Raw genomic sequence first — 20,418 nt, 5'->3', positions numbered from 1 at the left:
CTCTTCCTGCGGGCCCGCACAACGGTACCCGCCGCCGCTCGGCGCCCGGTACTCCGTGTGATGCTTCACCCCTTCGTCACGACCCGTTGGCCGAGCCGAGCACCACCCGTACCGTCTGCTCTCGGCCCCCGCGGACCAGGGTCAGGGTCAGCGGGTCGCCGGGCCGGTGGGCGCGGATCTTGATGATCAGCTCCTCGCCGTTGTGCACCCGGGTGCCGTCCACCTTGGTGATCACGTCGCCGGGGCGGATGCCCGCCGTGGCGCCGGGTCCGCCCGGGGTGACGGGCGACTTGCCGTCGCGCTCCTTGGTGCCGACGCGGGCTCCGTCGCCGGTGTACTGCATGTCGAGGGTGACGCCGATCACCGGGTGGGTGGCGGTGCCCTTGGCGATCAGCTCCTCCGCCACGCGCTTGCCCTGGTTGACGGGGATGGCGAAGCCCAGGCCGATGCTGCCGGACTGGTGCTGCTTGCCGTCGCCCCCTTCGCCGGAGTCTCCGGCGGCGCGGATCGCGCTGTTGATGCCGATGACGCGGCCGCTGGCGTCGAGCAGCGGGCCGCCGGAGTTGCCGGGGTTGATCGGGGCGTCCGTCTGGAGGGCGTCGACGTACGAGACGTCGCTGCCGTCGGCCTTGTCGCCGCCCGCGGTGATGGGGCGCTCCTTGGCGCTGATGATGCCCGCGGTGACCGTGTTGGACAGGTCGAAGGGGGCGCCGATGGCGACGACGGGGTCGCCGACGCGGACGTTCTCGGAGTTGCCGAGCGGCAGCGGCTTGAGGCCGCGTACGCCGTTCACCTTGACGACGGCCAGGTCGTAGCCGGCGTCGCGGCCCACGATGGTGGCGGCGGCGGTCTCGCCGCCGCTGAAGGTGACCGTTATGCGGCCGCTGCCGGCCGCCGCGTCGACCACGTGGTTGTTGGTCAGGATGTGGCCCCGGCCGTCGATCACGAAGCCGGTGCCGGTGCCGGCCTGGCCGCCGCCCTGGACGTGCAGGGTGACCACGCCGGGCAGGGCGCGGGCGGCGATGCCGGCCACGCTGTCCGGGGCGCGGTCGGACCGTTCCGGGGCGGCCTGCGGGAGTTCGATGGCGGTGGTGGCGCTGCGCTCGGCCCAGACCCCGATGCCGCCGCCGAGGCCGCCGGCCAGCAGGGCGATCAGCACGGCGCCCGCGACCGCCCGGCCGGGGCGGACCCTGCGTGCGGGGGCGGCGCCGCCGTCGGCGACCTGGAGCGGGGAGGCCCAGGGGTCGTACCGGGGGCCGGCGGCGGCGTAGGGCGCGGCGTACGGGTCGGCCGGGGGCGCGGCGTACGGGTCGGCCGGCGCCGCGTACGGCGAGGGGGCGGCGTGCGGTGCGAGAGCTGCGTACGGCGAAGGGGCCGCCTGCGGTGCCGGTGCGTCCACGGGTGCCGGGGCGGCTCCGGGCGCGGCGAACCCGGCCTGGGCGGGGGCGGCCTGAACGGGCGCGGGCTGCGCCTCGGCGGTCGCCGCGGGGGCGGCGTCGGCTGCCCCTGCGGGGGCGGCCTGGGACTCCACGGCCGCGGCGGGGTCCGCCGACTGTACGGGTACGGGCTCCCCGGCGGCCGGAGCCGCCGGCGCGTCCGCGGCGTCGGCGGAGGTCCGCGGGGGCGGGAGCGTATCGCGGGGCGGCGGCGTGGGCGACCCCGGCCGGCTCCACCACCGCGGCTGCGGCACGGGATCCGAGTGGGTCGGACGGCCGTCGTTCATGCGCTACTCCCCGCGGGATCCGGACCGCACACCCGGTCGAGCGTGCCCGACCAGGATTCAACCAGGTCCGGGCCCCCGGGTGCCGCCACGGGGGCTGTTCCTGGCCGTGGACGAACCGGAATCCTCGCCCCCGCACGCCCCGCCGGCCACCTCCCCGAGGTGCCCGCCGCGGACTGTGCCCCGGACCGGAAGGGGCCGGCGTCCCGGGCACGGGGCCGGTCCCCGGCCGGACCGCCCCGGCGACCGGGACGACCCCGCGTGCCCGGCCCCTCAGCGCGTCAGCGAGACCGGCTTCGGCGCGGGCGTGACCACCGGGGGCAGCTGCGCCGGGTACGAGGCCGCGGGCGTGAGCAGCGGGGCCCGCACCGGGCGGTCCACCCGCTCGCGCAGCCGCTCGTCGGCGACGGACAGCATCCCCGAGCGCGCCGGGGTGACCCCGTCGCCCCGCTGCGCAGGCTCCGCGACCGGGTCCATCGGCATGGCTCCGCCCAGGGCGATCGCGGCGACCGACACCGCACCGGCCGCGGCGAAGGCGAACCGGCGGCGCCCCCGGGCGGCGGGGGCGGCGTACTCCACGGCGAACGGCGCCCGGCGGCCCGTGTCGGCGGGCGGGCGCGGCGCCGGCGCGGCCGTGGGGAAACCACCGTCCGCCGGCATGAGGTACCCGCCGTCACCGCCGCCGGGCAGGCCGCCGCCGGGGAGTCCCTGGAGGCGGGCCAGCAGCCCTTCGGACGGCAACGGCACCGCGGTCTCGGTGAAGAGGCTCTTCACCCGCCGCTGCGCGTCGGCCTCGGCCTTGCAGCGCGGACAGGTGGCCAGATGGGCGAGGACGCGCTCGCGCGCGTCGTGGTTCAGCTCCCCGTCCACGAGGGCGGCGAGCCGGTCGCCCAGGTGGTGTTCGGCAGGAGAGGGACTGACTCCGCTCACTCGTTTCCGCCCTCTCCTCCCACTGCCGCGAGCGCGCGCTGCTCCGCCCGGACCTCCGGGGACCGGTGCTTGAGCGCCTTGCGCAGGTGCGAACGGCCCCGGTGGATGCGGCTGCGCACGGTGCCGAGCTTCACGCCGAGCGTGGCGGCGATCTCCTCGTACGACAGCCCCTCGATGTCACAGAGCACGACGGCCGCGCGGAACTCGGGCGCCAGGGTGTCCAGCGCCTGCTGGACGTCGGCGTCGAAGTGGGTGTCGTGCAACACCTGCTGCGGGGACGGCTCGCGGCTGGGCAGCCGCTCGGCGGCGTCGTCGGCGAGCGCGTCGAACCTGATCCGCTGCTTGCGGCGGACCATGTCGAGGAAGAGGTTGGTGGTGATCCGGTGCAGCCAGCCCTCGAAGGTGCCCGGCGTGTACGTGGACAGCGACCGGAAGACGCGGACGAAGACCTCCTGCGTGAGGTCCTCGGCGTCGTGCTGGTTGCCCGTGAGGCGGTAGGCCAGCCGGTAGACGCGCGCGCTGTGGGTGCTGACGATCTCCTCCCACGAGGGCGGAGTCCACACCTGCGTGCCCGCATCTGCGGCGAAGGTCGCGGTGGTTGCGGTCGGAGCGGAGTGGAAACGGTCAGCAATGTCAGTCACGGATTTCGGCTCACCCGCCGACCTGAAGAGGCGTCTGATCACGCCCCCACGATCCACAGGCGCAGCCGCACCTCCCCTGTCGGCTCTGGTGGTGTCCAGTGGAGCCCCTACCATAGCCACCCCGTCCGTCAGCTCCGGATAAGTGTTTTTACGCGAACTTTGCACGGGTGCCGCGGGCCGGTCGGACCGCCGCTCCCCGTCCTCTCAACGGCCGGTCCCATCTGCGGGTTCCCATGGCCAACGGATACAGTCACCGTTGCGCCAACTACGGGGACAGGAGAGGGTCATTAGCGGCAACCGGCAGACGAGCTGGGCGTTCGCCGACGCGTTTGTCGCCGAGGACGACGCGCTGCGGTGGGCCCGCGACCGGGCGAGGGAGGCGGGCCTGCGTTCCGTCACCCCCGGGACCGGCGCCGCGCTGCGCCTGCTCGCCGCCACCGCGGACGCCAAGGCGGTGGCGGAGATCGGTACCGGCACGGGCGTCTCCGGCATCCACCTGCTGCACGGGATGCGCCCCGACGGCGTGCTGACCACGGTGGACCCCGAGCCCGACCGGCAGGCCTTCGCCCGCCAGGCCTTCCGTGCGGCGGGCTTCGCCGGCAACCGGGCCCGCTTCATCCCCGGCCGCGCCCTGGACGTCCTGCCACGCCTCGCGGACGGCGGGTACGACCTCGTCTTCTGCGACGGCGATCCGGCGGAGTCGCTGGACTATCTCGCTGAATCGTTGCGGCTGCTCCGACCTGGGGGCCTGGTGTGCTTCGAGGGCGTCTTCGCGGACGGCCGGACGGTCGACTCCGCCACGGCGACGGTCGAGGTGCTGCGGGTGCGCGAGCTGCTGCGGGCGGTCCGGGAGAGCTCGGCGCTCCAGGCGGCGGTACTGCCGGTGGGCGACGGCCTGCTCTGCGCGGTACGCCGCTGATCCCCATCCCGGCGCCGGCGGTAGCGGTACGGGACGGACACCCCTGAGCGGAGCGGTCCGGGAACGACGCTGCCCCGGCCGTGCTGGGCACGACCGGGGCAGCGGAAGATGGAAAGGGCCGACGCGTCAGCCGACGACCTGCTTCAGGGCGTCACCGAGGGCCTCGGCCTCGTCCGGGGTCAGCTCGACGACAAGCCGACCGCCGCCTTCGAGCGGAACGCGCATGACGATGCCCCGCCCCTCCTTGGTCACCTCGAGCGGGCCGTCACCCGTCCGCGGCTTCATGGCCGCCATGCTCGTTCCCCTTCCTGAAACCAGCTCATCGTCAGCCGACGGCCCCATTCAGGCGCCTAGTACCCGGCATCGAACACATTGCTTCCCAGCCATTATCCCGCATGTCAGGACCCGATGACCAACATCGGCCGGGAACGCTTGCGCAACGCGCTTGGCCAAAACCACTCATTTCGGGGATCCAGCTGCGATACTTCGCCGCCGCGTGTCCGGGACGTGACCCCCGGCACGACCGGATTCTTTGACGCACATCACACGCCCGCCTCCGGGGATCTCCGCCATGCTGGCCCTTGTACCGGCCAGTACCGATCCGCTGGCCGGGTCCGCGACGGAGGGGACACCACCTGCCATGGCAGACACCGTGCTGTACGACGTGACCGACGGGCTCGCGACGATCACGCTGAACCGCCCGGAAGCGATGAACTCGCTCAACACGGAGCTGAAGGTCGCGCTGCGGGACACCCTGCTGGCCGCCGGCGCCGACCCGGACGTCCGCGCGGTCCTGCTGACCGCCACCGGCCGGGCGTTCTGCGTGGGCCAGGACCTGAAGGAGCACATCGGGGCCCTGGCGGCGACCCGCGAGTCGGGCTCCGGCAACGCGCTGAGCACGGTGCGCGAGCACTACAACCCGATCGTCCGGGCGATCACCGAGATGCCGAAGCCGGTCGTCGCCGGGGTCAACGGCGTCGCGGCGGGCGCGGGCTTCGGCTTCGCGCTGGCCGCCGACTACCGGGTGGTGGCCGACAGCGCGAGCTTCACCACCGCCTTCGCCGGGGTCGGCCTGTCCTCCGACTCGGGCCTCTCCTGGACCCTGCCCCGGTTCATCGGCGCCGGCCGGGCCGCCGACCTGCTGCTCTTCCCGCGGTCGATCTCCGCGCAGGAGGCCGACGAGCTGGGCCTGGTGAACCGTCTCGTGCCCGCCGAGGAGCTCGCCGCCACGGCCGCCGAGGTGGCCCGCCGCCTCGCGGACGGGCCGACGGTCGCGTACGCCTCCATCAAGGAGGCCCTGGCGTTCGGTGCGGGCGCCCCGCTGGCCGACGCGCTGGAGAAGGAGGACGAGCTGCAGACCCGGGCCGGCGCCTCCGAGGACCACACGATCGCGGTGCAGGCGTTCGTCGCCAAGGAGCGGCCGAAGTTCCTGGGCCGCTGAGCCGGCGAGGGGGTGCGGGCTCCTCGCCCCACCCCCGCCCGGGCCTTCCGCCGGTGCGCTGCGTCAGCGCGCCGAGCAGTCGACGAGGTGGTCGTTGACCAGGCCGCACGCCTGCATCAGCGCGTACGCCGTGGTCGGCCCGACGAAGCGGATGCCGGCCTTCTTGAGCGCCTTCGACAGGGCCGTGGACTCCGGGGTGACCGCGGGGACGTCCGCCAGCGACAGCGGGGCCGGCCCGGCCGGGTCCGGCGCGTGCGACCAGATCAGCTCGTCCAGCTCCCCGGGCTCCCAGCCGGCCAGCACCCGCGCGTTGGCCAGGGTCGCCTCGATCTTCGCGCGGTTGCGGATGATGCCCGGGTCCGTGAGCAGCCGGGCCGCGTCCGTCTCGTCGTACTCCGCGACCGCCGCGATGCTGAAGCCGGCGAAGGCCGTCCGGAAGCCCTCGCGGCGGCGCAGGATCGTGATCCACGAGAGCCCGGACTGGAAGGCCTCCAGGCACAGCCGCTCGTACAGGGCGTCGTCTCCGTGGACCGGCTTGCCCCACTCCTCGTCGTGGTACGCCACGTAGTCCTCGGCCGACAGGCCCCAGGGACACCGCAGCAGGCCGTCGGCCCCGGCGACCGCCCCGCTCATCGCCGCTCCCCCTCGTCGCCCTCGGCGCGGTCGCGCTTGAAGAGGTCGGGTCCGCTCACCGCCGTGGCCTGCGCGCCGGCCAGTGCCGCCTCCAGGCCCGCGATCCGGGCGTCCCGCTCGGCGAGCTCGGCACCCAGCCGGGAGAGGACGTCGTCCACCTCGGCCATGCGGTAGCCCCGGGCACCCACCGGCAGCCGCAGCGCGTCTATGTCCGCCCTGGTCACCGGCCGGGTCTCGGGCAGCGCGTCCGCCACGACCTCCCGCTCCGCCTCGGGGAGCACGGCCTGCTCGCCCCCGCCCACGACGGCGAGCGTGACCCCGGCGACGACCACGACCAACGCGATCAGCAAGAACCAGAACACGATCAACTCCCCAGTGCCGGACTGTCCGGTCACGATCGTGCCATGAGCCACCGACCGTTAAGGTCGAGGGCAGGGACACGAGGAGGAAAATCAGGGTGCTGCGACTGGGCAGGCGCGAGTTCGCCACGCACGAGCCGGTGGTCATGGCCATCGTGAACCGGACCCCGGACTCCTTCTACGACCAGGGCGCGACCTTCCGCGACGCGCCGGCCCTGGACCGGGTGGAACAGGCGGTGGCCGAGGGCGCCGCGATCATCGACATCGGCGGGGTCAAGGCGGGTCCGGGCGAGCACGTCGACGCCGCCGAGGAGGTCCGCCGGACCGTCGGCTTCGTGGCCGAGGTGCGCCGCCGTCACCCCGACGTGGTGATCAGCGTGGACACCTGGCGGCACGAGGTCGGCGAGGCGGTCTGCGAGGCCGGGGCGGACCTGCTCAACGACGCGTGGGGCGGGGTGGACCCGAAGCTGGCCGAGGTGGCCGCCCGGTACGACGTGGGCCTGGTCTGCACGCACGCGGGCGGCGCGGAGCCGCGTACCCGACCGCACCGGGTGGAGTACGAGGACGTCATGGCGGACGTCCTGCGGGTGACCGTGGGGCTGGCCGAGCGGGCCGCGGCCCTCGGCGTGCGCCGGGACGCGATCATGATCGACCCGGGCCACGACTTCGGGAAGAACACCCGGCACTCGCTGGAGGCCACCCGCCGGCTGGGCGAGATGACGGCCACCGGCTGGCCGGTGCTGGTCTCGCTGTCGAACAAGGACTTCGTCGGCGAGACCCTCGACAAGCCGGTCAAGGAGCGGCTGCTCGGCACCCTGGCGACCACGGCCGTCTCGGCCTGGCTGGGCGCGCAGGTCTACCGGGTCCACGAGGTGGCCGAGACCCGGCAGATCCTCGACATGGTGGCCTCGATCCAGGGCCACCGGCCCCCGGCGGCGACCCGCCGGGGACTGGCCTGAGGCACGCCGGGCCCTGACCCGCCCGTCGCACGCCGGCGCTGCCTGCGCCGGCGCTGCTTGCGTCGGCGCTACTTGCCGACCTCCTTGGTGACCAGCGCAATCGCCTCGTCCACGTCGTCCGTGACGTGGAACAGCAGCAGGTCCCGCTCCGAGGCCTTGCCCTGGGCCACGACGGTGTTCCGCAGCCAGTCGATCAGGCCGTTCCAGTACGCGGACCCGAACAGCACGATCGGGAAGCGCGTGACCTTCTGCGTCTGCACGAGGGTGAGCGCCTCGAACAGCTCGTCCAGCGTGCCGAGTCCGCCCGGCAGGACCACGAACCCCTGCGCGTACTTCACGAACATCGTCTTGCGGACGAAGAAGTAGCGGAAGTTCAGGCCGAGGTCGACGTGCGGGTTGAGGCCCTGCTCGAAGGGCAGCTCGATGCCGAGGCCGACCGAGATGCCGTTGCCCTCGCGGGCGCCCTTGTTGGCCGCCTCCATCGCGCCGGGGCCGCCGCCGGTGATCACGGCGAAGCCCGCGTCGACGAGCGCGCGGCCGATGCGGACGCCCGCCTCGTACTCCGGCGACCCCGCCGGAGTACGGGCCGAGCCGAACACGCTGATCGCGGGCGGCAGCTCGGCCAGGGTGCCGAAGCCCTCGATGAACTCCGACTGGATCCGCAGCACCCGCCACGGATCGGTGTGCACCCACTCGGTCGGTCCGGCCGAGTCCAGCAGTCGCTGGTCGGTGGTGCTGCCCGCCTGGACCTGGTTCCGCCGCCGCAGCACCGGGCCGAGCTGCTGCTCCTCCGGCTTGCGCCGGGTGCCCTCCGGGTTGCCCATTGCGTGCTCCCTCCTGCTGATCGTTCGGATCGTTCAGAGTAGGCACACAAGGGTGGCCGGAAGCGGAATTCAGGCGGTCAGCCAGGCGCGGAGTCGTTCCTCGCAGTACAGGATGGCCTTGGTCTCGACACGCTCGTCGACCTTGTGGGCGAGCAGCGCGTCCCCCGGGCCGTAGTTCACGGCCGGTACGCCGAGGGCGCTGAAGCGCGAGACGTCCGTCCAGCCGAACTTGGGCATGGGCAGGCCGCCGACGGCCTCCATGAACGCCACTGCCGCCGGGTGGGAGAGGCCCGGGAGGGCGCCGCCGCTGTGGTCGTCGACGACGAACTCGTCGACGTCGCAGTCGGCGAAGACCTCGCGGACGTGCGCGAGCGCCTCCTCCTGGGTGCGGTCGGGGGCGTAGCGGAAGTTCACGGTGACGGTGCACGCGTCGGGGATGACGTTCGTGGCCACGCCGCCCTCGATCCGTACGGCGTTGAGGCCCTCGTGGTACTCCAGGCCGTCGATCAGCGGCCTGCGCGGCTCGTACGCGGCGAGCCTGGCCAGGATCGGGCCGGCCGCGTGGATGGCGTTGGAGCCCATCCAGCTGCGGGCGGAGTGGGCGCGCTCGCCCCGGGTCTTGAGCAGCACCCGCAGCGTGCCCTGGCAACCGCCCTCGACCTGGGCGTTGGAGGGCTCCAGGAGTACGGCGAAGTCGCCGGCCAGCCAGTCGGGGTGGGCCTCGGCGATGTGGCCCAGGCCGTTGAGGTGGGCGGCGACCTCCTCGTTGTCGTAGAAGACGAAGGTGAGGTCGCGGTTCGGCTCCGGCACGGTGGCGGCGATGCGCAGCTGGATGGCGACGCCGGACTTCATGTCGGTGGTGCCGCAGCCCCAGAGGACGCCGTTCTCGTCGAGCCGGGAGGGCACGTTGTCGGCGATCGGCACGGTGTCGAGGTGCCCGGCGAGCACGACGCGCTCGGCGCGGCCGAGGTCGGTCCTGGCCACCACGTTGTTGCCGTACCGGTCCACGGTCAGGTGCGGCAGGGCGCGCAGCGCGTGTTCGACGGCGTCGGCGAGGACCTTCTCGGTGCCGCTGACGGACGGGATGTCGACGAGCCGTGCGGTGAGTTCGGCTGCGTCCAGACTGAGGTCGAGCGCGGTATCTGGCATGTCTCCGACCCTAGCGCCCCGCCGGGTGGGGGACCGGTGCCGTCCGGCCGGTGGACGCGCGGTGCGGCGGGGGCGGGCGGGGCGGCCGGTGCCCCCGGGGTGCCTGTCCAGGGGCAACTCCAGGGCGGGCGGGACCACTGGGCAGGGGCGTTTTGGTGGCCGCGGGCGACTACCGGGGTGCGAGGAAGCCTCAAGTACGGTGGGCGACGTGCCCGAATCCAGCCTGTCGCCCGACCGCCGGCGCCGCCGACGCCGACGCCGTCCGCTGCGCATCGCCGCGGCCGTCTGCGTGCTGTTCGGCCTGGCCGGGTACTTCGCCGCCCAGTACGCGTCGAACGGCGGCGGCGGGGCCCCGCGGTGCACGGTGCGGGCCGCGGGCGGCGGGAGCGGCGAGGGCGCCACGTACGAGATGAGCCCGGAGCAGGCGGCGAACGCGGCGACGATCGCGGCGGTCGGCACGCGCAAGGCGCTGCCGGAGCGTGCGGTGACGATCGCGCTGGCGACGGCGATGCAGGAGTCCGGGCTGCGGAACCTGAAACACGGCGACCGGGACTCGCTGGGGCTCTTCCAGCAGCGGCCCTCCCAGGGCTGGGGCACCCCGGAGCAGATCATGGACCCGGTGTACTCGGCCGGGATCTTCTACGACCGGCTGGTGAAGGTGCGCGGCTACTCACGGCTGCCGCTGACGGTGGCCGCGCAGAAGGTGCAGCTCAGCGGGTTCCCGCAGGCGTACGCGAAGCACGAGCCGGACGCGCAGCTGCTGGCCGGGGCGCTGACCGGGCGGGAGCCGGCGACGCTGGGCTGCGGCGGTCCCGCGGGGCAGGAGCAGGGGTCGGCGGGCAAGGTGCGGGCCGAGCTGGTGCGGGACTTCGGGCCCGGGGTGCTGCCGGGCGGCGCCAAGGGCGCGTCCGCGCCGGGGGCTGCGCCGGGCTCTGCGTTGGGCTCTGCGCCGGGCTCTGCGTTGGCCGTCACGGTGCCGTCGGAGCGGCGGGGCTGGGCCGTGGCGCACTGGGCGGTGGCGCGGGCGGCGGAGCTGCGTCTGGACCGGGTGGAGTTCGACGGCAAGGTGTGGACGGCGGGCCGCCACGGCGGCGCGTGGCGGGCCGGTACGGCGCCGCGCGACGAGATCCTCCTGACGGTCACCCCCCGCCGCTAGCCTCCGGCGGTCCCCTTGCCCCTGGCCCGGCCCCGTGCGGGTCCCGTGCCGGGTGCCGGTCCCGTGCCGGGTGCGGGCCGTTGCCCTGCGGGGCTGGTCCCCAACCCGCCCTTCCTCCGTTCCTCCCCCAGCTACCGCTGGGAGGTGCCCCCAGGGCTTCGCCCGGACCTCTTCGGGGGCTCCGCCCCGGTTTCGGGATGAGGGTCCCCCCGGACGAAGTCTGGGGGAGGGCGGGGTGGGGAACCGGCTCCGCGCAGCGGCAACGGCCCGCAGCACCACCACGCCGCACCCGACATCGGCACCACACCCCCGGCAACGAACCGCACCCGGCACGAGGCGGGGTCCCGAGGCCATAGCCCGGGGACGGGGTCGAAGCCGGGGGCAGGGGCCGGGACCCGGGGCCGGGACGGGGACAGGACCGGGACGGATGTCACGGTCGTGGCACAACGGGCGGCACGGCGGGGGCCGTTCGCCCGTGGAGGACCTAACCTGCCGCTCCGCCGTCCCGCCGACAGCCCGCGGGGCGACCGAAGGGGAGGGGTGGCCGTGAGCGAGAACGCGGCGGAAGTTCCCGGTACGGCCGGAGGGGCGGGGGCGGGTCCCGTCCCCGGGCCCGCGGCGCAGGGGGCGGGGACCGCCGGCGCCGTGGGCGGGCCCGCGGGCCGGGATCCGTGGAAGGCGCCAGCCGGGGTGGCGGTCGCGCGGGCGGCGGCGCCCGGGTGGGACGCGGTCGTGCGGAGCGGGCCGGCGGCGCCCGTCACCGCCGCGACCCTGTGGGGCGTGCTGGGTGCCGCGGTCGCGGCCGCGCTGCTGCTGGCCGACGGCGTGGGGATCGGGCTGCTCCTCGCCGTGCTGCCGGCCGCCGTCGCCGCGTACGCCGCCGCCCGGACCGCCGGGCGGCGGGCCCGGCCGTGGAGCCTGGTCTGGGCGGCCGGCTGCCTCGCCCTGCTCGTGGTGCCGGCGCTGCGGGACTCCGCCTGGCCGTCCTTCCTCGCCGTGCTGGCCGCCTTCGGGTCGGCCGCCTTCGCGCTGCACGGCAGCCGGACGTGGCCGGGCGTGCTGCTGGGTCCGGCCGGTCTGTTCGCGGCCGCGCCGGGTGCCGTCCGCTGGGGGTGGGCGGGGCTGCGGGCCCGTGGCGCCGGGCGGCGCGACCCCCGGCTGCTGCCGCTGCTCAAGGCGGCCGGGGTGGCTCTGGTGCTGCTGGTGCTCTTCGGCGCCCTGTTCGCCTCCGCCGACGCCGCGTTCGCGGAGCTGCTGGAGCGGATGACCCCCGACCTGTCCGGCACGGACGGCCCGCTGCGGCTGGTGCTGTTCGTCCTCGGCGGACTCGCCGCGCTCGCCGCCGCCCGGGTCGCGGCCGCGCCGATGCGCTGGGACCGGATCCGCGTGACCCCCGGCAGGGCCCGCTCCCGGGCCGAGTGGGCGCTGCCGCTGATCGTGCTCGACCTGCTCTTCGCCGGCTTCAACGCCGTGCAGCTGACGGTGCTGTTCGGCGGGTACCCCGAGGTCCTGGAGCGCACCGGGCTCAGCTACGCCGAGTACGCCCGGCAGGGTTTCTGGCAGCTGCTGTGGGCCACCGTGCTCACCCTGGCCGTGATCGCCCTCGCCCTGCGCTGGGCGCCCCGGTCCTCCCCCGGCGACCGGCGGCTGGTCCGTGCGGTGCTGGGCGCGCTGTGCCTGCTGACGCTGGTCGTGGTGGCCTCCGCGCTGCGCCGGATGGACCTGTACGTGGACGCGTACGGGCTGACGCGGCTGCGGCTCTCCGTGGCGGCCGTCGAGCTCTGGCTCGGGGTGGTGCTCGTACTGATCGTCGCGGCCGGGGTGTTCGGGGCGCGGCTGCTGCCCCGGGCGGTCGCGGCGTCCGCGGGGGCGTTCGTACTGACCTTCGGGCTGGTGTCGCCCGACGGGCTGGTGGCCGGGCGGAACGTGGCCCGGTTCGAGCGGGACGGCCGGCTGGACCTGGAGTACGTGCAGTTCCTTTCGGCGGACGCGGTGCCGGCCCTGGACCGGCTGCCGGAGCCGCTGCGGTCCTGCGCGCTGGCCGGGATCCGGGAGGAGCTGAGGCTCTCCGGCGACGTGCCGTGGTACGCGACCAGCCTTGGCGAGCGCCGGGCGCGGCGGATCCTGCGGGAGCGGCCGCCGGTCCCCGACGCGTCCTGCGCGCGGCCTCGCTCCTTCGACCGTGGATCGCGGTACTAAGGCCTGTCGTCAAACTCCCGACGTCGCCCGGCGTCGCGGGGCAGGCGGGAGTTTGACGACAGGCCCTGGGGCCTGTCGTACGGATTTCCGGGCGGTCACCCTCAGGGGGCGGCGGCCCGGAGCCGTGCCGGAAGGGTTCGGCACCGCCCTGACCAGGTGCTCGTACGGTTTTCACCGCAGCCGATAATGCGATGCGTTACCAATCCTTTACCTGTGGTCGCCGCAACCAACCCCGCCCCGGGAGCTGTTGTCACGGCGTACGGCACGATCTCCCAGCTTCAAGGAGCACCATGTCCCTCCCCCTGACCCGCCGGATCGCCCGCACCGCGCTGCTGCTCGCGGCGGGGGCGGCACCCGTGGTCGGTGCGGCCGGCGCGGCGAGCGCCGCGGAGGCCACGACCGCCCCCCAGCTCGGCTCGCTGACCGCCACCGCCGAGGAGTCCGCCAGCGGCCTCACCGGCAGCGCCACCTCCCTGCTCGGCGAGACCGCCGGACAGGCGTCCGAGAGCGGGCTGCCCGCGGCCGACGGAGTCGCGGGGAAGCTGCCCGCCGCCGACGGGGTCGCCGGGAAGCTGCCCGCGGCCGACGCCGTGACCGGCAAGCTGCCCGCCGCCCCGCCCTCCCTGGGCGGACTGCCGGTCGGCGGTGTCGCCACCGGCCAGCTGCCCGTCCCGTCCCCCCTCGGCTGACACCCCCTCCTCGGCCAGGGACGCCGAAGGCCCCGGAGCACGCGCGGATACCGTTGGTTATTCGGGTCCTTCTACTTCGCCCCGTCGATCGTTTGGTCGGCGGGGCGAAGTGCTGCGCAGTGGCTGGTGCGGGTGCGGGCCCGGGGTGTGCCGGTGAGGTGGGCGTCGATGCGGGCGAGGTTGATGGCGGCGCCAGTGAGCTGGTGCTGGAGGCTGGTCTTCGCCAAGCCGCGGTAGCGGGATCTACGCATGCCGCAGCGTCCGACGGCCTGGGCGATGGTGCCCTCGACACCGGCACGGATCTTGTAGCGCTCTTTCCAGGTATCGGTTCGCTGCTCGGCTCGGGCCGTGCGGACGGCTTCGTGTTCGTCGCGGCTCTGCCGGAGGTTGAGCTCGCGGCGCTGGGCTGTGGGGGAGTTGACGCAGTCGCGCAGGTGAGGGCAGGGGCGGCAGCCGGCCGGGCTGAAGCGGACCCGGATAACGGGCAGCCCCTGTTGGGAACGCCGCTCGGCCCACTGCGTGCTGACGACGCCGTTCGGGCAGGTCACCCGCTCGCGGTCCCAGTCGATGGTGAAGGCGTCCTGACCGAAAGGGCCGTCGGCCGACGCGGCGGTGCTGGCGGCCATCGGCCCGTGCAGGACGACGCCGTGCTCCCGCCTGGCGGTCACGACCTGGCCGGCGGTGGGATATCCGGCATCGACCCAGTGCTCACCGGGCAGGCAGTCCCGCATCGCCAGCGCGTCGTGGATCTCGGGGACGGTCACGCTGTCGTGCACGGTGGCGAGGGTGGTGGCCACGTTCGTGATCAGGTTCGGCGTGTCCGGCTCACAGGTCTCGGTCAGGTGGACCTTGTATCCGTCCCACAGAGTGTCCCGTTTGACGCTGCCCCCGGCCTCGGTGTCATAGGGCGTGACCAGGCGCAACGCGCCCGGCGGGCGGTCTTTTGGGTCCCGCCGCCTCACCTCGCCCTCCACCCGGTGGAAGTGCTGGACCCACATCTGCCGCAAGGTCTCCACCTCCGTCAGGGTGCCCAGGCCGGGCGGTGCGTCAGCGGCGAAGACCGCCTCCAGCAGATGCATCCCGTCACGGCCGACCCGCAGGCCCACCTCGTCGACAGTTCCCGCACCGACGACAGCACATGCGTGGCATCGGTGCGGGCCCGGTCCGCCGTCTTGAGCAGGCCCTTCTCCCGGGCCGCAGCCAGGATGCCGTCCAGCACCCGCCGCCCGGCATCCGCGTTCACCAGCCGGTCCCGGAACTCCGACAGCACCGAGAAGTCGAACCCCGGATCGTCGAGCCGAAGCCCGAGAGCGTACTTGAAGTCGATCCTGGCCCTCACCGCCTCCGCGGCCTGCCGGTCGGTGAGCCCTTCGACGAACTGCAACACCAGTACCAGCGCGAGCCGACCCGATGACCAGGCAGGCCTACCCCGCACCGGGAACAGGTCCACGAACTCCTCGTCCGTGAACATGGACCCCAGCTCGTCCCGCACCCGGATCGCCGGACTCCCCTTCGGGAACGCGGCCCGAGCCACCCGCACCGTCTCCGCCGGGATCTCCCCAGACCCCTTCGGCTGCATCGACATCCGCACCCACCCCATACGACAACGTCGGCCTTCAAGACCACAACCAGGTCTTGAAGGCCGACGTCACGCCAGGCCCTGAATTGACCAACGGCATCCGAGCGAGCGGTCCGGGGCCTTCGGCACGGTCGGGGTGTTACGCGGCGGCCGCGCCCAGCCGCTTCACGGCGGCGGCCACCCGCTCGTCGGTGGCGGTGAACGCCACCCGGACGAAGCCGGCGCCCGCGGTGCCGTAGAAGTCGCCCGGCGCCACCAGGATGCCCAGCTCCGCGAGGTACGCCACGGTGTCCCAGCACGGCTCGTCCCGCGTGGCCCACAGGTACAGGCTCGCCTCGCTGTGCTCGATCCGGAAGCCGTGGGCCTCCAGCGCGCCCTTGAGCGCCGCGCGCCGGGCGGCGTACCGCTCGCGCTGCTCGGCCACGTGCGCGTCGTCGCCGAGGGCGGCGGCGGTGGCGGCCTGCACGGGGGCGGCGGTCATCATGCCGCCGTGCTTGCGGATCTGGAGCAGTTCGCCCAGCACCGCGGCGTCGCCGACCAGGAAGGCGGCGCGGTAACCGGCAAGGTTGGAGCGCTTGGAGAGCGAGTGGACGGCGACGAGGCCGTCGAACGAGCCGCCGCAGACCTCCGGGTGCAGGACGGACACCGGGTCGGCCTCCCAGCCCAGCTCCAGGTAGCACTCGTCGGAGAAGACCAGCACGCCGTGCTCGCGGGCCCAGGCCACGATCCGGACGAGGTCCTCCTTGGGCAGCACGCGGCCCGTGGGGTTGGACGGCGAGTTCAGCCACAGCAGCTTCAGTCCGGCCGGGTCCAGCTCCGTCGGGTCGTCGTAGACCACCGGCTCGGCACCGCACAGCCGGGCGCCGACCTCGTACGTCGGGTAGGCGAGCCGGGGGTACGCGACCCTGTCGCCCGGGCCGAGGCCCAGCTGGGTCGGCAGCCAGGCCACCAGCTCCTTGGAGCCGACCACCGGGAGGACGTTGGGGTGCGCGACGGAGGCCGCGCCGAGGCGCCGCTCCGCCCAGCCGGCGATGGCGTCGCGCAGCTCGGCCGTGCCCCACACCGTGGGATAGCCCGGGGAGTCGGCGGCCGCGATCAGCGCCCGCTGGATGTGGTCGGGAACCGGGTCCACGGGGGTGCCGACCGAGAGGTCGACGATGCCGTCCGCGTGGGCCGCTGCGGTCGCCTTGTACGGCTCCAGCTTGTCCCAGGGGAAGACGGGAAGGCGGGACGATACTGCGGGCACGGTGCGCTGCTCACTTTCTCGTACGGGCTTCGGAGCGCCTCGTAGTGGCGGTACGGGGCAGGAAAACACGCCGGTCCTGTACGGCGGGGCCGTACAGGACCGGGGGGTGTCACCTCAGTGACCGGCGTTGATGTCGGCCGGGAGGGCCGCGATGAACGGGTGGTCACGCTCGATCAGGCCGAGCTTGGAAGCACCACCGGGCGAACCGAGCTCGTCGAAGAACTCGACGTTCGCCTTGTAGTAGTCCTTCCACTCTTCCGGAGTGTCGTCCTCGTAGAAGATCGCCTCGACGGGGCAGACCGGCTCACAGGCACCGCAGTCGACGCACTCGTCGGGGTGGATGTAAAGGGACCGGGAACCCTCGTAGATGCAGTCGACGGGGCACTCTTCGATACAGGCCTTGTCCTTGACGTCGACACAAGGCTCCGCGATGACGTAGGTCACGCTCTCGTTCCTCCTCGGTAGGGCTGTCCAAATCGCGCGGGAGCGCGGCGTCGTCGATGCCCGCACCTAGTATCTCCGTTCCGGGGCACGATCCGAACAGGAGGGGCATACAGAGCTGTGGAAATCACTGCCGGTGGACGGTTTGAAGTGCGTATCACCCCGGCTGACGTGGGTAAACGCGTCTCTGTACGCCGCCTGAACCCCGACCGGGACGGCACGGGCACCTTCACTGACACGGTCGGTGTTCTCACATCCTGGAACGAGGGTGTGCTGCTGATCACACGGCGGACCGGGGAAACCGTCCGCATCGCGGAATCGACGCTGGTCGCGGGCAAGATTGTGCCCCCTGCCCCGGCGCGCCGGCGCGGTCCTGCGGCGGGTTTCGAGGAGCTCGCGACCGTTTCCGCCCGCGCGTGGCAGCCGGTGGAGAGCGAGCGGCTGGGGCAGTGGGAGCTGCGGGCAGCCGCCGGATTCACCAGGCGTGCCAACTCGGTGCTCCCGCTCGGCGATCCGGGGATGCCGCTCGACGATGCACTCGCCCGGGTGACCTCCTGGTACGCGGAACGGGCACTTCCGGCGTACGCGCAGCTCGCCACCGGCGCCGAGGGCACCCAGGAGGCGCTGTGCGTGGAGCTGGAGCGGCGCGGCTGGGTGCGCGAGGTGTCGGCCGAGGTGCGGATCGCCGCGCTGGCGCCGCTCGCGGACGCGGCGGCGGACGTGTCCCGGGTGCGGTTGTCCCGTACCGCGGACGCGGCCTGGATGGCGCGCTACCAGCGCTCGGGCGAGGCCTCGCCCGAGGTGGTGAAGGTGCTGTCGGCCGGGCCCTCGGTGTGGTTCGCGGCGATAACGGCGGAGGACGGCACCGTGGTGGCGATCGGCCGGTGCGTGGTGGACGGGCGCTGGGCCGGGTTCATGGCCGTGGAGGTGGCGCCGGAGCGCCGCCGCGAGGGGCTGGCCGGCGCGGTGATGGCGGCGCTCGCGCGGCAGGCGCTGGAGGAGGGCGCCTCGGCCGCCTGGCTCCAGGTCGAGACGGACAACGCGGGCGCGCTGGCCCTGTACGACGGCCTGGGCTTCGCCCCGCACCACGCGTACCACCACTTCCGCGCCCCGGCGGTGCCGTGAGCGGCCGCGAGGAGTTCGCCCGGGAGGCCCGGTCCGAGCGGCCGGACCTCGCGCGGCTGTGCCTGCTGCTGGCGGCGGAACTGGACCCCGCCCTGGACGAACGCGGCATGGACGAGGCCGAGATGGAGCTGGACCGGCTGGCCGGCGAGCTGCCGTACGGGCTGCGCGGCGGCCGGCGCTGGGCCTCCGCGATGGCGGCGCTGCTCGGCGGCCGGTACGGGTTCCAGGGCGTGCCGGTGGACTACCAGCGGCTGGACTCCTCGCTGCTGCACGAGGTGCTGCGGCGCCGACGCGGGCTGCCGATCCTGCTGTCGGTGGTGTGGATGGAGGTCGCCCGGCGGGCCGGGGCGCCGGTGTACGGGGTCGCCCTGCCGGGGCACTTCGTGGTCGGCTTCGGCGACCCGTCGGAGCACGTGCTGGCGGACCCGTACTCGGGCGGCCGGCCGCTGACCGGCGCGGACGCGGAGCTGCTGGTGGTGAGCGCGACGGGCGCGCCCCTGGACCCGGCGCAGCTGGAGCCCGCTCCCCCGCTGGAGATCGTGCTGCGGATCCTGAACAACGTACGGGCCTGGGCGGGCGCCCGGCCCGAGCAGTGCGGGGTGCAGCTGGCGGCCACGGAGCTGTCGCTGCTGCTGCCGTCCCACCCCGCCCGGCTGCGCTACGAGCGGGCCCAGCTGCTGGTGCAGCGCGGCGAGTTCCTGCGGGGCGCGGCGGAGCTGGAGGGGTACGCCGAGCTGATGGGCGCGGTGGACGAGGCCGCGGCGGAGCGGATCCGCGCGGAGGCTGCCGCGGCCCGGGCGATGCTCAACTGACCCTTCGGGGCCGGGGGTCTCCCCCACCGCTCCTCACCACGTGTCACCGCTCGTCGCGACCCCTCACCGCTCCTCGCCGTGCTCCTTGTGCCTCTGGTAGTAGCGGGCCACCCGGGCCCGGTTGCCGCAGACGGACGGCACGCACCAGCGGCGGCGCGGGTGGGCGGGCAGGAAGAGCAGCACGCAGTCGTGGCCCTCGCACTGGCGCACCTTCTCGAAGCGGGGGTCGAGGAGCAGCTCCGCGACGGCCTCGGCGAGTTCGGCCGCGAGGCGCTGCGCGGGCGTGCCGGAGCGCCGGGTGCCGCCCGTGCAGCGGCCGTCGGCGTCCCGGCCGAGGTGCCGGTGTGCGGGGGCGGCCGCGAGGGTCGCGTTGAGCGCCGCCAGGTCCTCGGGCGGGGCGGGGGTCCCGGCGCGGGCCGCGCCGATGAGGCGGGCGGCGGTGTCCCGTACCGCGTGGACGGCGGCGAGTTCCGCCGGTCCGGCGTCGGGGCGTTCCCCGAGACGGCCGGACTGGGTGCCGAGCCAGGCCGTGAGGGCTTCCGGGGTCGCGATGAGGTCCACCGTGCCGTCGAGGACGCGGGTGTTGACCAGGTCGAGAGCGAGCGGTTCGCCGGTGAGGGGGAACGGTGCGGTCATTCCCTAATGCTACATCTCACCGTTGACACGTTAGAAGTGACCACCGATGCTGGAGCCACCCGGCACCTAATGGGTCTTTCCGTGATGGAGGCATGTGATGAGCAGCTCGGGGCAGATCGTCCACCGGTACGTCGAGGTCGACGGGGTCCGGGTCTTCTACCGCGAGACCGGGCCGGCCGACGCCCCCGTCCTGCTCCTGCTGCACGGCTTCCCCTCCGGCTCCCACCAGTACCGGCGGCTGATGGAGACCCTGGGCGGCGAGTTCCGCCTGGTGGCCCCCGACTACCCGGGCTTCGGCCGCACCGAGGCGCCCGCGGGCTTCACGTACACCTTCGACCGGCTCGCCGACGTCACCGAGGGCTTCGTCACCGCCCTCGGCCTGGAGCGCTTCGCCCTGTACGTCTTCGACTTCGGGGCGCCGGTGGGCTTCCGCATCGCCGTCCGCCGCCCCGAGTGGATCACCGGTCTGGTGGTGCAGAACGGCAACGCGTACGAGGACGGACTCTCCGACGCGGCACGGCAGTTCATCGCCCTGCGCCGGGAGGTGCCGGGCGACGTCGAGCAGATCCGGGGCCTGCTCACCCTGGAGGGCACCCGCTTCCAGTACGAGACGGGCGCCTCCGAGCCGGCCCGCCTCGACCCCGACAGCTGGACCCTCGACCAGCACTTCCTGGAGCTCCCGGGCCGCAAGGACGCCCAGGTGGACCTGGCCCTGGACTACCGCTCCAACGTGGCGCGCTACCCCGAGTGGCAGGCCTGGCTGCGCGAGTACGCGCCGCCGGCGCTGGTCGTCTGGGGCACCGGCGACCCGTTCTTCACCCCGCCCGGCGCCCACGCGTACCTGCGCGACCTGCCGCAGGCGCGGCTGCACCTCTTCGAGACGGGCCACTTCGCGCTGGAGGAGCGCCTGCCGGAGATCGCCCCGCTGGTCGCGGACTTCCTGCGCGGACTCGCGTAGGC

The 20,418-nt window shown here is 74.1% G+C and carries 20 protein-coding genes and 1 pseudogene; 9 read left to right on the top strand and 12 right to left on the bottom strand.

All coding sequences use genetic code 11. The features are described from left to right. Positions 1 to 76 precede the first annotated feature (76 nt). The 3 genes from ACIF6F_RS12540 to sigE all read right to left on the bottom strand — a co-directional run bounded on the left by ACIF6F_RS12540 (position 77) and on the right by sigE (position 3,405). The gene (locus ACIF6F_RS12540) at positions 77 to 1,723 is read right to left on the bottom strand and encodes a S1C family serine protease (protein ID WP_399945037.1); all 1,647 of its coding nucleotides are present in this window, start codon (positions 1,721 to 1,723) and stop codon (positions 77 to 79) included. A 270-nt stretch (positions 1,724 to 1,993) separates the two neighbouring features. Next, positions 1,994 to 2,650, bottom strand: coding sequence for an anti-sigma factor family protein (locus ACIF6F_RS12535; protein WP_399945034.1), 657 nt, complete (start codon positions 2,648 to 2,650; stop codon positions 1,994 to 1,996). Further along, entirely contained in the window at positions 2,647 to 3,405 is a 759-nt protein-coding gene (sigE, locus tag ACIF6F_RS12530) for an RNA polymerase sigma factor SigE (protein WP_399945031.1), read from the bottom strand. Before sigE ends, ACIF6F_RS12535 begins: the two co-directional genes overlap by 4 nt. 142 nt (positions 3,406 to 3,547) lie before the next feature. Here sigE and ACIF6F_RS12525 point away from each other — a divergent pair, with 142 nt between their 5' ends. Beyond that, complete coding sequence (locus ACIF6F_RS12525) at positions 3,548 to 4,210, top strand: O-methyltransferase (RefSeq protein WP_399945030.1); 663 nt, start codon at positions 3,548 to 3,550, stop codon at positions 4,208 to 4,210. A 126-nt stretch (positions 4,211 to 4,336) separates the two neighbouring features. On the opposite strand, the gene ACIF6F_RS12520 is transcribed toward ACIF6F_RS12525, so the two are convergent. Continuing rightward, complete coding sequence (locus ACIF6F_RS12520) at positions 4,337 to 4,504, bottom strand: DUF3117 domain-containing protein (RefSeq protein ID WP_006346801.1); 168 nt, start codon at positions 4,502 to 4,504, stop codon at positions 4,337 to 4,339. 346 nt (positions 4,505 to 4,850) lie between these two features. On the opposite strand from ACIF6F_RS12520, the gene ACIF6F_RS12515 reads away from it, so the two are divergent. Continuing rightward, entirely contained in the window at positions 4,851 to 5,651 is an 801-nt protein-coding gene (locus ACIF6F_RS12515) for an enoyl-CoA hydratase/isomerase family protein (protein WP_399945027.1), read from the top strand. A gap of 63 nt (positions 5,652 to 5,714) precedes the next feature. Here ACIF6F_RS12515 and ACIF6F_RS12510 read toward each other — a convergent pair whose 3' ends face one another. Both ACIF6F_RS12510 and ACIF6F_RS12505 read right to left on the bottom strand, forming a co-directional pair. After that, positions 5,715 to 6,284, bottom strand: coding sequence for a DNA-3-methyladenine glycosylase I (locus ACIF6F_RS12510; protein WP_399945024.1), 570 nt, complete (start codon positions 6,282 to 6,284; stop codon positions 5,715 to 5,717). Further along, positions 6,281 to 6,652 carry a DivIVA domain-containing protein gene (locus ACIF6F_RS12505; RefSeq protein ID WP_399945559.1) on the bottom strand — a complete coding sequence of 124 codons (372 nt, stop codon included), beginning with the start codon at positions 6,650 to 6,652 and terminating at the stop codon, positions 6,281 to 6,283. The genes ACIF6F_RS12510 and ACIF6F_RS12505 overlap by 4 nt, the downstream gene beginning before the upstream one ends. A gap of 89 nt (positions 6,653 to 6,741) precedes the next feature. Between ACIF6F_RS12505 and folP the strand changes: the two genes are divergently transcribed. Continuing rightward, positions 6,742 to 7,602, top strand: coding sequence for a dihydropteroate synthase (folP, locus tag ACIF6F_RS12500; protein WP_399945022.1), 861 nt, complete (start codon positions 6,742 to 6,744; stop codon positions 7,600 to 7,602). A gap of 68 nt (positions 7,603 to 7,670) precedes the next feature. Here the strand turns inward: folP and ACIF6F_RS12495 are convergent, their stop codons facing one another. Together ACIF6F_RS12495 and dapE are read right to left on the bottom strand one after the other, a co-directional pair. Next, entirely contained in the window at positions 7,671 to 8,426 is a 756-nt protein-coding gene (locus ACIF6F_RS12495) for a TIGR00730 family Rossman fold protein (protein WP_399945019.1), read from the bottom strand. A gap of 69 nt (positions 8,427 to 8,495) precedes the next feature. Then, positions 8,496 to 9,575 (bottom strand): succinyl-diaminopimelate desuccinylase, encoded by a 1,080-nt coding sequence (gene dapE / locus ACIF6F_RS12490; RefSeq protein WP_399945016.1) that lies wholly within the window; start codon positions 9,573 to 9,575, stop codon positions 8,496 to 8,498. A gap of 208 nt (positions 9,576 to 9,783) precedes the next feature. Here dapE and ACIF6F_RS12485 point away from each other — a divergent pair, with 208 nt between their 5' ends. The 3 genes from ACIF6F_RS12485 to ACIF6F_RS12475 all read left to right on the top strand — a co-directional run bounded on the left by ACIF6F_RS12485 (position 9,784) and on the right by ACIF6F_RS12475 (position 13,619). After that, a complete protein-coding gene (locus ACIF6F_RS12485; protein ID WP_399945014.1) occupies positions 9,784 to 10,731 on the top strand; it encodes a hypothetical protein in 948 nt (315 codons plus the stop codon). A gap of 438 nt (positions 10,732 to 11,169) precedes the next feature. Next, positions 11,170 to 12,930 (top strand): DUF4153 domain-containing protein, encoded by a 1,761-nt coding sequence (locus tag ACIF6F_RS12480; RefSeq protein WP_399945012.1) that lies wholly within the window; start codon positions 11,170 to 11,172, stop codon positions 12,928 to 12,930. Between the two features lie 290 nt (positions 12,931 to 13,220). Then, complete coding sequence (locus ACIF6F_RS12475; RefSeq protein ID WP_399945010.1) at positions 13,221 to 13,619, top strand: ATP-binding protein; 399 nt, start codon at positions 13,221 to 13,223, stop codon at positions 13,617 to 13,619. Between the two features lie 71 nt (positions 13,620 to 13,690). On the opposite strand, the pseudogene ACIF6F_RS12470 reads toward ACIF6F_RS12475, so the two are convergent. The 3 genes and pseudogenes from ACIF6F_RS12470 to fdxA form a co-directional block, all read right to left on the bottom strand. Further along, positions 13,691 to 15,204, bottom strand: a pseudogene (locus ACIF6F_RS12470) (transposase). Between the two features lie 133 nt (positions 15,205 to 15,337). After that, positions 15,338 to 16,444, bottom strand: a complete 1,107-nt coding sequence (gene dapC, locus ACIF6F_RS12465) for a succinyldiaminopimelate transaminase (RefSeq protein WP_399945007.1) — start codon at positions 16,442 to 16,444, stop codon at positions 15,338 to 15,340. Between the two features lie 114 nt (positions 16,445 to 16,558). Further along, positions 16,559 to 16,888 carry a ferredoxin gene (fdxA, locus tag ACIF6F_RS12460; RefSeq protein WP_399945004.1) on the bottom strand — a complete coding sequence of 110 codons (330 nt, stop codon included), beginning with the start codon at positions 16,886 to 16,888 and terminating at the stop codon, positions 16,559 to 16,561. Positions 16,889 to 17,005: 117 nt separating this feature from the next. Between fdxA and ACIF6F_RS12455 the strand changes: the two genes are divergently transcribed. Both ACIF6F_RS12455 and ACIF6F_RS12450 read left to right on the top strand, forming a co-directional pair. Beyond that, complete coding sequence (locus ACIF6F_RS12455; protein ID WP_399945002.1) at positions 17,006 to 18,010, top strand: GNAT family N-acetyltransferase; 1,005 nt, start codon at positions 17,006 to 17,008, stop codon at positions 18,008 to 18,010. Continuing rightward, a complete protein-coding gene (locus ACIF6F_RS12450; protein WP_399944999.1) occupies positions 18,007 to 18,822 on the top strand; it encodes a transglutaminase-like domain-containing protein in 816 nt (271 codons plus the stop codon). The genes ACIF6F_RS12455 and ACIF6F_RS12450 overlap by 4 nt, the downstream gene beginning before the upstream one ends. Before the next feature lie 63 nt (positions 18,823 to 18,885). On the opposite strand, the gene ACIF6F_RS12445 is transcribed toward ACIF6F_RS12450, so the two are convergent. Beyond that, positions 18,886 to 19,458 carry a CGNR zinc finger domain-containing protein gene (locus ACIF6F_RS12445; RefSeq protein WP_399944996.1) on the bottom strand — a complete coding sequence of 191 codons (573 nt, stop codon included), beginning with the start codon at positions 19,456 to 19,458 and terminating at the stop codon, positions 18,886 to 18,888. 97 nt (positions 19,459 to 19,555) lie between these two features. Here ACIF6F_RS12445 and ACIF6F_RS12440 point away from each other — a divergent pair, with 97 nt between their 5' ends. Continuing rightward, a complete protein-coding gene (locus tag ACIF6F_RS12440; RefSeq protein WP_399944993.1) occupies positions 19,556 to 20,416 on the top strand; it encodes an alpha/beta fold hydrolase in 861 nt (286 codons plus the stop codon). The last annotated feature ends 2 nt before the right edge of the window (positions 20,417 to 20,418 follow it).

Origin of the sequence: Streptomyces sp. NPDC086023, assembly GCF_044540325.1 — a bacterium.
In the GTDB taxonomy this organism is placed as follows: Bacteria; Actinomycetota; Actinomycetes; order Streptomycetales; family Streptomycetaceae; genus Streptomyces.
The sequence above is the reverse complement of the archived record's forward strand: the minus strand, read 5'-3'. Positions and strand labels throughout refer to the sequence as shown.